This window comes from [Clostridium] citroniae WAL-17108 (assembly GCF_000233455.1).
Taxonomy (GTDB): Bacteria; Bacillota; Clostridia; order Lachnospirales; family Lachnospiraceae; genus Enterocloster; species Enterocloster citroniae.
The window spans coordinates 1,804,674-1,818,696 of record NZ_JH376420.1 but is presented as its reverse complement, the minus strand read 5'-3'; the positions used below and the strand labels follow the sequence as shown (position 1 = coordinate 1,818,696).

Annotated in this window: 13 protein-coding genes; 10 read left to right on the top strand and 3 right to left on the bottom strand. The window is 50.9% G+C overall.

Annotated elements, in window-relative coordinates:
- Positions 1 to 10 precede the first annotated feature (10 nt).
- From HMPREF9469_RS08200 to HMPREF9469_RS08190, 3 genes are all read left to right on the top strand, one after another.
- A complete protein-coding gene (locus tag HMPREF9469_RS08200; protein ID WP_007860873.1) occupies positions 11 to 1,498 on the top strand; it encodes a glycoside hydrolase family 32 protein in 1,488 nt (495 codons plus the stop codon).
- A gap of 79 nt (positions 1,499 to 1,577) precedes the next feature.
- Entirely contained in the window at positions 1,578 to 2,414 is an 837-nt protein-coding gene (locus HMPREF9469_RS08195) for a transketolase (RefSeq protein WP_007860870.1), read from the top strand.
- A complete protein-coding gene (locus tag HMPREF9469_RS08190; protein WP_007860867.1) occupies positions 2,402 to 3,361 on the top strand; it encodes a transketolase family protein in 960 nt (319 codons plus the stop codon). The genes HMPREF9469_RS08195 and HMPREF9469_RS08190 overlap by 13 nt, the downstream gene beginning before the upstream one ends.
- A gap of 46 nt (positions 3,362 to 3,407) precedes the next feature.
- Here the strand turns inward: HMPREF9469_RS08190 and HMPREF9469_RS08185 are convergent, their stop codons facing one another.
- Positions 3,408 to 4,148 carry a LysR family transcriptional regulator substrate-binding protein gene (locus HMPREF9469_RS08185; protein WP_007860865.1) on the bottom strand — a complete coding sequence of 247 codons (741 nt, stop codon included), beginning with the start codon at positions 4,146 to 4,148 and terminating at the stop codon, positions 3,408 to 3,410.
- Positions 4,076 to 4,288 (bottom strand): helix-turn-helix domain-containing protein, encoded by a 213-nt coding sequence (locus tag HMPREF9469_RS30595; RefSeq protein WP_050814443.1) that lies wholly within the window; start codon positions 4,286 to 4,288, stop codon positions 4,076 to 4,078. Before HMPREF9469_RS30595 ends, HMPREF9469_RS08185 begins: the two co-directional genes overlap by 73 nt.
- A gap of 143 nt (positions 4,289 to 4,431) precedes the next feature.
- Between HMPREF9469_RS30595 and HMPREF9469_RS08180 the strand changes: the two genes are divergently transcribed.
- The 7 genes from HMPREF9469_RS08180 (at position 4,432) to HMPREF9469_RS08145 (ending at position 11,036) form a co-directional block, all read left to right on the top strand.
- Positions 4,432 to 5,937, top strand: a complete 1,506-nt coding sequence (locus tag HMPREF9469_RS08180; RefSeq protein WP_227161788.1) for a UbiD family decarboxylase — start codon at positions 4,432 to 4,434, stop codon at positions 5,935 to 5,937.
- Entirely contained in the window at positions 5,922 to 6,482 is a 561-nt protein-coding gene (locus HMPREF9469_RS08175) for a UbiX family flavin prenyltransferase (RefSeq protein ID WP_007860861.1), read from the top strand. The genes HMPREF9469_RS08180 and HMPREF9469_RS08175 overlap by 16 nt, the downstream gene beginning before the upstream one ends.
- Positions 6,483 to 6,489: 7 nt before the next feature.
- Positions 6,490 to 6,864, top strand: coding sequence for a prenylated flavin chaperone LpdD (gene lpdD, locus HMPREF9469_RS08170; protein ID WP_007860857.1), 375 nt, complete (start codon positions 6,490 to 6,492; stop codon positions 6,862 to 6,864).
- A 45-nt stretch (positions 6,865 to 6,909) separates the two neighbouring features.
- Positions 6,910 to 7,212, top strand: a complete 303-nt coding sequence (locus HMPREF9469_RS08165) for a YciI family protein (protein ID WP_007860855.1) — start codon at positions 6,910 to 6,912, stop codon at positions 7,210 to 7,212.
- An 88-nt stretch (positions 7,213 to 7,300) separates the two neighbouring features.
- Positions 7,301 to 8,170, top strand: a complete 870-nt coding sequence (locus HMPREF9469_RS08160) for a patatin-like phospholipase family protein (RefSeq protein WP_007860853.1) — start codon at positions 7,301 to 7,303, stop codon at positions 8,168 to 8,170.
- Positions 8,171 to 8,505: 335 nt separating this feature from the next.
- Positions 8,506 to 9,552 (top strand): hypothetical protein, encoded by a 1,047-nt coding sequence (locus HMPREF9469_RS08150; protein WP_007860851.1) that lies wholly within the window; start codon positions 8,506 to 8,508, stop codon positions 9,550 to 9,552.
- Between the two features lie 167 nt (positions 9,553 to 9,719).
- Positions 9,720 to 11,036 (top strand): replication-associated recombination protein A, encoded by a 1,317-nt coding sequence (locus HMPREF9469_RS08145; protein ID WP_040415734.1) that lies wholly within the window; start codon positions 9,720 to 9,722, stop codon positions 11,034 to 11,036.
- 6 nt (positions 11,037 to 11,042) lie between these two features.
- On the opposite strand, the gene HMPREF9469_RS08140 is transcribed toward HMPREF9469_RS08145, so the two are convergent.
- Positions 11,043 to 13,898, bottom strand: coding sequence for an ATP-binding protein (locus HMPREF9469_RS08140; protein WP_007860848.1), 2,856 nt, complete (start codon positions 13,896 to 13,898; stop codon positions 11,043 to 11,045).
- Positions 13,899 to 14,023: the final 125 nt, after the last annotated feature.

Genomic DNA, 14,023 nt, shown 5'->3' with positions numbered 1-14,023 from the left:
AGGAGACAGTATGCTTGAGACAAAAGAACAATTGGAACAATTACTGGCAAGAGGTGTGGAGGATATCATAAATGCATCTGAGACTGCGAATCAGGATCCGGTAAGGCCTATGTACCATTTCCATTCCCCTTCCCAGTGGATGGATGATCCTAATGGAATCATTTATCATAAGGGGTATTATCACATGATGTACAGCCTGAACCCCAACACATCGGAGCACCGTGCGGGAATGGTATACAAAACCGCCCACCGTGTCTGGGACCCGGAACACGAGGACTGGACCGGGGGTATTACGGTATGGGGCCATGCCAGAAGCAGGGATCTGATACATTGGGAGCATCTTCCTATTGCCCTTTACCCCGTGATAGAAAAAGGAGAGCATTTTATCTGGTTTGGAACAACTGCCCTAAATGAAAATGGAACCCCTGTAGCAATCTATACAAGCGTGGGCCCTGAAAAACGGCCTGAAGACACGGCGGACCAGTGGCTGTGGTTTGGGGATGAGGATCTGCTTACATGGAGTCCCGCCAAGGAGAATCCGGTGCTGGATTATAGCCTTCATGGGGATGAGATACTCACTGAATGGAGAGATCCCTTCGTGGTAAAGCATAATGGGAATGGATATCTGATATTAGGAGCCAAACGAATCGGAAAGCAAAAAAATGATGCGGTGATCGCGTTATATGAGGCTCAGAATCCGGAATATACAAGATGGCTGTATAAAGGTGTTATTTTCAGCCTGGATGACAACAAGATTCCCAGCTGTGAATGCCCCAATCTTGTAAGAGTCAATGGAAAATGGGTTATCTTGGTATCACCCCATGGGATCGTTCGGTACTATACCGGGGAAATGGATTTTGATAATGCCCATTTTACTGTGGAGTCACATGGAATTGTGGATTGGAGCACTAATTTCTATGCCACCAATGTGTTGGAGGACCACGAAGGGCGCAAGATCATGTGGGGAGCAGTGGAGGGCTTTTGCAATACAAAGGGATGGAATGGATGCGTTTCATTGCCCAGACAGCTTACGGTTTCCGAAAAAGGGGTACTGGTGCAGAGACCAGTGGAAGAATTAAAACAGCTAAGAGGAGGACACACCGGATTTAAGGGATGCATCATGCCAGGCAATAGCCGGGAATTGCTGGATATGAAAAATGGAACATCCGAACTTCATATTCTTATCAGGCAGGATGGTGTGAGTAGGATCACGTTCCCTTCCATAAAAGCAGAGATCAAAATTGAAAAAAACCGTATCAGCGTAGGGGGAAAACAGGCTCTGCTGGAGCCGGCGCTAGAGCGTGAACTGACCATTTTCTTGGACAGAACAGTAATTGAGATATTCCTGGATCAAGGTTCGTGCTTGACCGTGGTCCTGCCTGAGCCATTAGTTGATGGCAAGGTACAGATTTTGGCAGAAGAGGGCGAAGTATCTGTTGAGGCCGATGCATATGATTTGGAGTGTGCTGATCTGTTTTCTATGAAATCATTTTGTTGACCATAAATCTTGTCAACATAAGGTAAATGGCTGAATGATAGAGAATGTCATTCAGCCATTTATGATTGGAGGTAAAAACATGAGAGACCTGGAACTTAAGAAAAAAGCGGTGGAAGTGCGCAGGGGACTGATGGAAGCAATTTATGCAGCTCGTACAGGGCATCCGGGAGGGTCGTTGTCTGCCGCAGATGTATTTACATACCTTTATTATGAGGAAATGAATGTATCCCCGGATACGGAGGATGCGGATCAGCGCGACCGGTTTGTGCTGTCAAAGGGGCACACGGCCCCGGGGCTTTATTCCGTACTGGCATCTCGGGGATTTTTTCCTAAGAAGGATCTGCTGACCCTCCGCCATACCGGCTCATACCTGCAGGGACATCCGGATATGAAACATACCCCGGGAATTGATATGTCTACAGGTTCGCTGGGACAGGGAATATCCGCAGCGGTTGGGATGGCACTGTCCGCCAAATTACGCAACAAGGATTACCGCACGTACGTACTGGTGGGGGACGGTGAATTGCAAGAGGGACAGGTATGGGAGGCGGCTATGTTCGCAGCTTCCAGAAAACTGGATAATCTGGTTGTAATTGTGGATAACAATGGACTTCAGATTGACGGAAGAGTGGAGGATGTTTGTAGTCCCTATCCGATTAATGATAAGTTTCAGGCTTTCGGATTTCATACGGTTTGTATTGACGGTCATGATTTCTCTCAGATGCGGAATGCATTTCATCAAGCAAGGCAAATAAAAGGAAAACCCACGGCAATTATCATGAAGACAGTAAAGGGAAAAGGGATTAACTTTATGGAGCGCCGGGCAGAGTGGCATGGGAAAGCGCCCGGTTATGAGGAGTATCAGCTGGCAATGCAGGAACTTGTACAGGCGGAGGCGAAATTATGCAGGATGTAAAGCAGATCGCGACCAGGGAAAGTTATGGAAATACCCTGGTGGAATTAGGAAGGGAAAACGACAGGATCGTGGTTTTGGATGCAGATCTGGCCGGTGCAACCAGAACCGCTTATTTTAAGGAAGCGTTTCCGGGCCGCCATATTGACTGCGGCATAGCGGAAGCCAATATGATGGGGATTGCAGCAGGACTTGCATCAACAGGTATGATCCCTTTTGTCAGCAGTTTTGCTATGTTTGCGGCCGGCAGGGCGTTTGAACAGGTGAGGAATTCCATAGGTTATCCGCATTTGAATGTAAAAATAGGGGCAACCCACGCAGGGATTTCCGTGGGGGAGGACGGAGCCACCCACCAATGCAATGAAGATATGGCTTTAATGCGCATGATCCCGGGCATGGTTGTGTTAAATCCATCGGACGCAGTGGAGGCTAGGGAGGCAGTCCGGGCCGCTGCATCTTATGAAGGACCGGTATACCTTCGCTTCGGCCGTCTGGCAGTGCCTGTCATCAATGACAGACCGGGCTATCAGTTTGAAATAGGCAAGGGAATTGAGTTCTCCCAGGGGGATGACATTACACTGATCGCAACCGGCTTGATGGTGGCCAAGGCATTGGAGGCGGTGCCTCTTCTGGCTGAAAGTGGGATTCATGCAGGGGTAATCAATATGCACACCATCAAACCACTGGACCAGGAAATGATTCTCAAGGCTGCGAAAAGAACAGGGAAAATAGCCGTGTTGGAGGAACATTCCGTCATAGGGGGATTGGGCGGTGCAGTGACGGAATTCCTTTCAGAACACTATCCTGTTCCTGTGAAGCGGATTGGAATCAATGATGTATACGGGCAATCAGGACCTGCCTGCGACCTGCTGCGGCTGTATGGATTGGATACACTGGGAATATACGTTCAAGTGAAAGAATTTGTGATGGGTTGGTGTCCGCTGCAATGATATAATTTGTAATGGAAACGCCTTTGCAATTACGCTGCCCGCCCTGTCACCGTCCCAGCTCCCGGCCGCAATAATCCCAGAACTGCCCCATGGCTTTTGTAACATGCCTTCCCTTCATCCGGCCCAATACCACGGGAATGGGGATCCCTGGTTCCAATGGCACCACGGCTATCTCCTCCGGTTTGAAGATACGGACGCTGTTTCCGGCCAGCAGGCTGATGCCCTCGCCGATCTGGACCGCGCTGAGAATGGATTCCACCCTGGCTGTGCGCAGGATGTTGGGAGTAAACCCAGCTTGGGAGCACAGCCTGGAACACAGCTGGTGAATGGATGTATAAGGATTCATGAAGATAAAATCCTCATTCCGCAGCTCCTCCAGACGGACAGAGGACCGGGAGGACAGAGGATGGCTGCGGGGAAGCACGGCATCCAGTTCATCATCCCCGATGAGCTGCCACACATGGTGCACCCTGTCCAGCATGGCGCACCTTGCAATGACTAAATCGTAAGCGCCCCGGTCAAACCCTTCCATCAGATCCTCCTCCTCCACCTCGTGAAGGGACAGGTGCAGCCGGGGGTGGGTTTCACGGAAATGAGTGAACACAGGTGTGAGCTGATATTGGGATAAAATGGGAAGCGTACCGATGGACAGGGTATATTGCGCCTGGCTCCGATACCTGTTAAGCTTGTTTTTCGCGTCCGTATATTGCTTGATCAGGATCCGGGCGTCCTGATAGAAGAGCAGCCCGGCTTTTGTAAGAACTGCTTCCTTTTTTTTCTGTCCCACAGCTCAACTTCCAGTTCCTGCTCCAGTTTCATGATCTGTTTGGAAAGGGAGGACTGAGATATATGCAGGGATTCCGCTGCATCCAGAAATGTATGCTCCTCCACTGAGGCAATAAAACACTGCAGCTGTTCAAATGTCATAATACACCTCCGGCCAGTCTGATAATCATTCCAATCTGGAAACAATTATACCACAACTTGAATTGATTCCATAGGTAAAAAAATATAAACTATGGGTAGGAATAATGACATTGATCGGATCAAGGAGGAATAAAGCGGTGGAGATGACAAAGATGGAAAAGAAAAAGGCGGACACAAAAAATGGAAAGCATCCTGTAAAGGATCTGCGTTCGGCCCTGGAGCTGCTAAAAACAATCCCGGGACAGTATGCCGAGACAGATGTGGAGGTGGATCCAAGGGCGGAGCTTTCCGGCGTATACCGCCATATTGGGGCAGGCGGTACGGTGATGCGCCCCACCAAAGAGGGACCGGCCATGGTGTTTCATAAGATCAAGGGACATCCGGATGCAAGAGTTGCCATTGGTGTCCTGGCTTCCAGGACACGGGTGGCCGCGCTTCTTGACTGTGAGCCCCAGAATCTGGGGAAACGGCTTTGGGAATGTGCATCCAACCCCATACAGCCCGTGCTGATAGAAGGGGACGCTCCCTGCCAGGAGGTGGTGCACCGGTCTGATGAACCAGGGTTTGACCTTGCAAAGCTGGTGCCTGCGCCCACTAACACACCGGATGACGCGGGACCTTATATCACTTTGGGAATGTGCTATGCCAGCCATCCGGACACAGGTGTCAGTGATGTGACCATCCACAGGCTGTGCATCCAGGGAAAGGATGAGCTGTCCATCTTTTTCACCCCGGGTGCCCGCCACATAGGGGCAATGGCGGAGAGAGCGGAGGAATTGGGCCGCAGCCTGCCCATATCGGTGAGCATCGGGGTGGATCCGGCCATTGAGATCGGTTCCTGCTTTGAGCCGCCCACCACGCCCCTGGGCTATGATGAGCTTTCCATTGCCGGAGCACTCAGGGGAGAGCCGGTAAAACTGTGCCGCTGTCTGACCGTGGACCAGCGCGCCATTGCAAATGCGGAGTATGTCATTGAGGGGGAAGTGTGTCCAGGCGTAAGGGTACAGGAGGACCAGAACAGCCATACCGGGTATGCCATGCCTGAATTCCCCGGATACACAGGGCCTGCCAGCAGCCAGTGCTGGATTATTAAGGTAAAGGCAGTGACCCACAGGCTCCATCCCGTGATGCAGACCTGTATTGGCCCCAGCGAGGAGCATGTCTCCATGGCGGGCATCCCCACCGAGGCCAGCATTTACGGAATGGTGGAAAAGGCCATGCCGGGCAGGCTGCAAAATGTATACTGCCCATCGGCCGGTGGAGGAAAATATATGGCGGTGCTGCAGTTTGAGAAAAAGACGGAGAGCGATGAGGGGCGCCAGCGCCAGGCTGCCCTGCTGGCCTTTTCCGCCTTCAGCGAGCTTAAGCATGTATTCCTGGTGGATGAGGATGTGGACTGTTTTGATATGAGTGATGTGCTGTGGGCCATGAATACGAGGTTCCAGGGAGATACGGATATCATAACCATTCCGGGAGTGCGATGCCATCCCCTGGATCCATCCAATTCCCCGGAATACAGCGTTAGCATACGGGGCAAAGGAATTGCATGCAAAACAATCTTTGACTGTACCGTGCCCTTTGGACTTAAGGAAACGTTTAAGCGGGCACGCTTTATGGAGGTGAACCCTGACATATGGCTGAAAAATTAGTTATTGGGATCAGCGGAGCATCGGGGGCACCCATTGCCATTGCCCTGTTAAAGGAACTGAGAAGATCCGGCATCGGAACTCATCTGGTTATATCCAGGGGAGGGGAACTGACCATTGACCAGGAGACCGGATACGGGCTGGAGGAGGTGAAGCGGCTGGCCGGCACAGTGTATGACAACCAGGACCTGGGCGCTTCACTGGCCAGCGGAAGCTTCAAAACCCTGGGGATGGCAGTGGTGCCCTGCAGCATGAAGACCCTGGCGGGAATCCACAGCGGATACAGCGACAGCCTTCTTCTCAGAGCCGCGGACGTAACCATAAAGGAGCGGCGAAGGCTGGTTCTGGTCACCAGGGAATGTCCCCTGAGCCCCATCCATTTGCGCAACATGTATGAACTGTCCCAGATGGGCGCCGTCATCCTTCCTCCGGTGATGAGCTATTACCAGAGGCCGGAGACCATTGAGGAGATGACCGTCCATGTTGTGGGAAAGATAATGGATCAGTTTGGCCTGGAATGCCAGTCCTTCCGGCGCTGGGAAGGATAGGTCCTGTATGGAAAAAAATATGGAAAGAGAACTGACCATTACAAAGACCATTACATTTTCCCACGTCCGGGGCACCATCACGGCCCGCGCCTTCCGGCTGGACGAGGGCGCCGTCATACTGGTTACAGGAGGCACCAGGACCCATGTGGGGGCGTTCAGCCGGGCTGTTCCGGGCCAGGAAACCATGACCATCCAGTTTCCGGGACACAGGGACGGCGTCATCAGCGGACACTGGGCGGAGGAGATCAGCCGGCTGCTTAAAGAACCGGTGACCGTGGAATGCGGAATCCATTTTGATGATCTTTCCGGAGATGAGATCCAAATGATCCTGGGGCTTTGCGGGGAAATGCTGGAAAGCCTGTGCAGGTGCTGGAATCCGTAGTATAATAAAGTAATACGGCAGCATCCTATTAGCAGGAGGAACGATATGAAATATTATATGGTAGAGGGAATCATACAAAATGCGGAAAATATGAATGATCATATTATGAAACAGCACATGGCCTACACCCAGAAAGCCATGGACCGGGGAATGATACTGATCTCCGGGCTGAAGGCTGATATGAGCGGGGGCATGTTCATCATGAGAGCAGAGACCCTGGAAGAGACAGAACACTATCTGGCCAATGAACCGTTTTGTCTGAACGGGATCCAGGAGTATAAGGTGATTGAATTTAATCCCCATTACCTGAACCCATCGACAGAAAGCTGGATAGAATCCACAAAATGAATCCATAAACCATTGCCCGGACTAAAACATAAAGATCCTCTCCGGCATACCTTAATCTATAAGGTATGTAAACCGGAGGGGATTTTTTATGGAATATGGCCTGGCCCTGGCGGGCGGCGGCACCAGAGGTGCGGCACATGTGGGCGTGTTAAAGGCCCTGGAGGAAGCACGGATACTGCCCCCGGTAGTGGCGGGGACCAGCGCGGGCAGTATCGTGGCAGGGCTGTACGCTTCAGGAATGCCGGTCTCCGAGATGGAGAAGGTGGTAAAGCATTTGTCCAAACATGGAAATGACTATCTGGACCCGGATTATGCCGGACTTCTGGGATTTATGCCCCAGCTGCTGGCCGGCATGAATGTAAGCCTGTCCGGCCTTATAAAGGGAAAAAAGCTGCTGGCCTATTTTAATGAGCTGACAGGTGGGAAACAGCTGGATGAGTCCATTGTAAAGCTTGTGATCCCGGCAGTTGACCTGATGAGCGGCAGGACCCTGTGCTTTACCAATATAGATGAGGTCAGGGACCGGAAGGATCTGCACTGGGTGTGGGATGGGTATCTGTGCGAAGTGATGATGGCCAGCTCCAGCGTTCCGGCCATTTTCTCTCCCCTGGAGATGGGAAATTACAGACTGGTGGACGGAGGTGTTACCGACAATCTGCCTGAAAATCTTTTACAGAAAGCCGGAATCCAAACAGTCATATCAGTGGACATAGGAGGGCGGTACTGCGCCCCCTCGGATGATTCCATCCTGGAAACAGCCACCCATTCCTTTTCCATTATGAGCGAACGGCTGAAGGCATGCGGCTCCAACAGCGGAGCGCTTTTACTTAAGCCTCCCCTTCCGGAAAAGGCCGGTCTTCTCACCTTTGACCAGATGATGGCGTGTATGGAAGCCGGATATCAATATACGAGAAAAATGATTCCGGAAATAAAGATGTGTCTATTCAAAAGAAGTTAAACCTTAAGTTCCTTCAACTTTGGAGGTACTTTGTCTATAATTTAAGTACAGCTAGTGAAATGGGGATATACCGTCCTTACTGCGGCCGGAATCCACACCGGGAGACTGAACCTGCAGATATGTGGTTTATGCCCCTGAGGCGGATTCGTGGACAGAGAGCGGTTAAGGTATATCTGAGGGAAGAGGTCTTAATACTGGGAAAAAGGGCCGGAGGGTTTTTCACAGTGACCAAACAGGGGGTATGCTAAAAAGCTTGGCAGCAATCGCTTTTTTATGTTATGATAATAATCAGTAAATCTAAGGAAAAGCGTGACAGCCGGACAGGAGCCACAATTATGCGGATCACAGAGAACAAATGTCCCTGGTGCGGCAGGGACATTGAAAAACCCAGTTTCTACCGGGGCAGGTGCGGACATTGCAGCAAAACCTATGAAAGTTTTTTATTCCTCTATAACCGGGACCGTTTTACGGGAAGATCCAACAGCCGCAGTGAGATGAGCCTTCCCGTATATTATCTCATCATACTGCTCCCCCTTGCATTTCTGGTGAAGTACAGCTTCAGGGCATTTCAAAGCAGCTTTGGCAGCGGTATCATCAGTCTTGTGATGTGCGTTCTCTATGTATATTTGGCCTATATGAGGCGTGTACACGTGTATCTTAAAAAGGTGGAAAAGAGTGGGGAACAGGACGCCCAGGAGAACGGCGGAGAGAGGGAGCAGAAGAACAACGGGGACCGGGCGCAGGGGGATTCCCATGAAGAAGCTGACGTGAGAGGGAGGGATGACATAGAGCCCGTTGTGGTGAGAAAGGTGTTCTTATCAGATGATCTCAGCTGCGGGTTCTACCACACGGAGATGGAGATAGAGATGTTCCATCCAGAGGACGGTTCCTCTAAGGGGCGTCAGGCAGTTGTATTTCACATGACAGAGAATCTGGATATTCTCATGGAGGTGCCGGAGAATGCGCCCTTGATTTTCAAACAGCCGGGCATTCCCTTTAAACTGTATGACCGGGAAGGCATATGGGTAAATCATGGGATCACCCTGGAACTTGCCGGTGACCATCCCGATCTTTTCCAGGTACAGCTGTCCCTTCCAAGTGAGGCGGGTAAACTGAGCCGGGATGTGTATTATACGGCAATTGTCCGAATGGGCGAGGAGAAGGAACTGTTTTACGCAGTCCTGGACTGCCGGGACGGACTGGAGAGCCTGAAGACCGGAAAGGAGGTCTATGAGGTGAGGCTGTACCACCAGGATCAGGTCCAGAAGAAGCTGGCTATACCAGCGGACCTGCGCCTGTATCATGAGGACCGGACCCTGGTGTGTAACGGAACGGTTACATACTATTTTGCAAAGCGTTATTTGTTTGAATATCCGGGATGAAAAAGAAACACGTAGGATTCTGAGGGATGACACCCTTTGGGATCCTACGTTTTATGTTGCGGGAAATAGATTGACTCTTTCTCAGGCATCCCATATACTTAGGCTAGAATGAATTTGGTTTTCATAGACCTGTAGTGTATAGATTCTGGAAGGAGCGCATGATCATGATGGAGCAGATGTCGTTGTTTGACGACCGTGAAGTATACAACCCCCTGGCCAGCCGGCTGAGGCCGGAGGATCTGGATGGATTTGTGGGACAGGAGCATCTTTTGGGGAAGGGGAAGCTTCTTCGCCAGCTCATAGAGCAGGATAAGATCCCTTCCATGATCTTTTGGGGACCGCCGGGAGTGGGGAAGACAACCCTGGCCGGCATTATCGCTCACAAAACACATGCCCAGTTCATCAATTTCAGCGCTGTTACCAGCGGTATCAAAGAGATCAAGGACGTGATGGCCCAGGCTGAGAACAGCCGCAGAATGGGGATCAAAACCGTTGTTTTCGTGGACGAGATCCACCGTTTCAACAAGGCCCAGCAGGATGCCTTTTTGCCCTATGTGGAAAAGGGAAGCATCATACTCATCGGAGCCACCACGGAGAATCCCTCCTTTGAGATTAACGGGGCTCTTCTTTCCCGGTGCAGGGTATTTGTACTTCAGGCACTGACCCAGGAGGACCTGACAAACCTTTTAAAGATTGCCATCCGCAGTGAGAAGGGACTGGGTTATCTGAATGTGGATATTGATGACCATATGCTGGATATGATCGCGATGTTTGCTGCCGGAGATGCCAGAACCGCGCTGAACACATTGGAGATGGCAGTGACCAACGGAGAGATCGGCGCAGATAAGACAACGGTCACCATGGAAGTGCTGAAACAGTGTATTGGAAAGAAAAGCTTTTTGTACGATAAAAAGGGTGAGGAGCATTATAACATTATATCAGCCCTCCACAAATCCATGCGCAACACGGACCCGGATGCGGCCGTGTACTGGCTGGCCCGGATGCTGGAGGCAGGGGAGGATCCCTTATACGTGGCCCGCCGCCTGATACGCTTTGCCAGCGAGGATATAGGGATGGCTGACAGCCATGCCCTTCCCCTGGCAGTGGCAGCCTATGAGGCATGTCATTTTCTGGGCATGCCAGAGTGCAATGTGCATCTGAGCCACGCGGTGATCTATCTGTCCATGGCCCCTAAATCCAATTCCGCCTATGTGGCCTATAATGCGGCCAAAGAGGATGCCCAGGCCACAATGGCGGAAACCGTTCCGCTGAATATAAGGAACGCTCCCACAAAGCTGATGGAAGAGCTGCACTACGGCAGCGGATATGTGTATGCCCATGACACCGAACAAAAGGTGGCGCGTATGCAGTGCCTGCCGGACGGGCTTTTGGGCAGGACATACTATCATCCCCATGGACAGGGGGATGAACCTGAGGTAAAGAAGCGGCTGGATGAAATAAAGGCGTGGAAAGCAGGGCAATAAGGCCCCTTATGCGTTCCGTATATTTTCTCCAAGTACCTTTAGCAGATAATCCATATCCACTGGTTTTGACACAAACCCGGTCATGCCCGCTTTGGCAGCTGCATCGGAGTCTTCCTTAAAGGAGTTGGCAGTCATTGCAATGATCGGCACTGAGGCGCTGTCCGGATGGGAGCTGGAGCGGATGTTTACGGTTGCGTCCAGTCCGTCCATGACAGGCATCCGGATATCCATCAATATGGCCTGGTATTGTCCGGCAGGGCCGCCGGTGAACAGGTCCAGGGCCTCCTGGCCATTGCAGGCCCTGTCCACCTGTGCTCCCCACATCTGAAGCAGCTCAACGGCGATCTCTGCATTCAGGTCATTGTCCTCAGCCAGCAGGATGCGTACTCCCTTAAGGCTTACTGTCTCCGCGTGTCCCGTCTCCATATGGTCAGGGGCCGGAGATAACTTCGGGGTCTCCTGGGCGCATTGGGAGAGGGGGAAGCGGAGAAGGAAAAAGAATTCAGATCCCTTATCGGGAATGCTGCGTAATTCCAGTTTACCGCCCATGGCCTGGACAATGCTGCTGCTGATAGGAAGGCCCAGTCCCGTGCCTTCACTTCTGGATACCGAGGATCCCAGCTGTTCAAAGGAATCAAAGATCCGTTTCTGGTATTCCAGGGGGATTCCCACTCCATTATCCTTTACAGAGAACAGGAAGGATGCGGTTCCCATGTCTGAATCCGTCTCATGGACCAGTATCTGAACCAGGCCCCCTTTTGGGGTGAATTTGATCGCGTTGGAGAGCAGGTTTACAAGCACCTGGCGCAGCCGCACCGGATCCCCGTCTATGCTGGAATGAGAAAGCTTAAAATCCACTTCAAACCGAAGCTGCCTGGCTTCCGCCTGGGTGCGCATCATGCTTTCCAGATCATCCAGAAGGTTCCTGAGTGAAAACGTCTCCGGAGAGATCTGCAATTTTCCGTTTTCAATCCTGGACATATCCAGTATGTCATTGATCAGGGACAGAAGGTACTGGGAGGAGGAGAGTATCTTTTTTAAATTGGTCTCCACCTGGGCTGGGAGATGTTCTTCCATGCAGGTCAGGTTTGCCAGTCCCATGATGGCATTCATGGGGGTCCGTATCTCGTGGCTCATCCTGGACAAAAATTCTCCCTTGGCTTTACTCTTGGCCTCTGCTTTTTCCAGCTCACTTTGGATCATGGAATTTTTAAGGCGTGCCCTCATGATCATGACCAGGGAAGCGGCTGCCATGAGCACAAATGCGCTGAAGATGCTTATAAAGGCCAGCGGATTGGCGTAGATCAGTTCAGACATGGACATGGAGGAATATCCCATGGATACCATGTTGCGGTTTGTCAGGGCATTCCTTTCACCCGTGGACAGGTTGCCGATCGCTTTGTTCAGGATCGTCATAAGGTCGGGATTGATGGGGCGGTCCATGGCAAAACATATTTCAGTGCTGTTGTTAATACTGCTGATAGGAACCACATTGGCGTACCGGTGATTCTGCATCTCCTGTTCAATGGAGGAGGAAAGGCCATAAGCAAAATCCACTTCATTGCTGTTGACAGCCCGCAGGCAATCCTCCGGGCTGTCATAATACCGGATCTGGGAGCAGGGGATTCCGGCGGGCATAAAACGTCCGTTCATGATACCTGCAGTAAGTCCATCCGATGGATAGTTGGCAGATTTATTCTTGACAATAATATTGTTAAGGTTCATGTAGGACCGGGATAGGGCAAGGCCGTTCTGAGCAGCATATTCCTGTGGATCCAGATAATTTCCCAGCATGTCGGCCTTTCTGGCCTTTACCAGTTCCACTGCCTCCTCATAGGTCTTTGTAAATACATAATTAAATGTAAGGCCTGAGTAATCAGAAATATTTGCAAGCAGGTCAGGCAATATGCCGCTGTGATGGTCTGAGTTATTATTCAGACAATAAAAAGGATGCCAGTTTTCCACGGCAGCCACTGTGACCGTTTTCTTTTGTGCAACATAATCCAGTTCCTCCTGGCTCAACTGGATTTTGGAAGTGTCCACATTCTGAAAATTCTTTTCATATCTTTCATCTGAGAATCTAGGTTCGGAATCCAGGATCTTTTCCAATCCCAGATTCAGCCCGTCCAGGATCTCCTGATTCCCCGGTCTGGTTACAATATAATATGGCTGGGCGGTAAATTCAGCAGCGATCCTGAAGTCAGTGCCCGCCTCTGTTTCATTGCCCAGAAGGAGATCCACATCCCCGTTTTCCAGAAAACGATACAGATCCCCTTCTGAGGACAGATCTTCTATGGAATAGATCCGGACTCCGCACTGGATGCTGTTGAGCTGGAGGAAGTCTCTGAGCCGGCGGATTTTTTCATCAGCCTGTCCGTATACGCCGATTATCTTTCCGTTTAGGGTATTGAGTTCATAGCTTTTTATATCAGGATCATCTTTGCGGCACAGGAGGACCGCTTTGCTGTTGCCCATGCTGTATTTGGGATATGCCATGTATTGCTCAAGGGATGGGAGATAATAAGCGCCTCCCACAAGATCGAATTTCCCCTCAATGAATTCATCGATCAGATCATTGGGGTCCGCCTCCACGTATGTATAATCCCAATTATTATATTTGGCGATCTCGTTTAGATAATCGATCATCAGCCCCTGGAGATTTCCGAAGGCGTCCACGGTGCAGATGCCGGGAATGGGGGAATAACCAACGGTCAGGACCTTGGGCTCAGAGTCAGGTATGTCCTGTATGTACTCCTGGCTGTCCGGTTTTTGGGAAGCATAAAAAGGGGCTGTCCAAACCGGGAGCAGGATAGCCAGGGCAAGTACGATATATATGGTTGTGCTGCGAACATATTTCTTCATGGTTGTGCTGCTTCCTTTCAACTTGGTTCCGGAAAACTACGCTTCCATTCTACCACGCTTTTCACTCCATAAGCAACAGAATGGCGGTTATTTGCCAGAAAATATTAAGGAAACCGTTATATGTA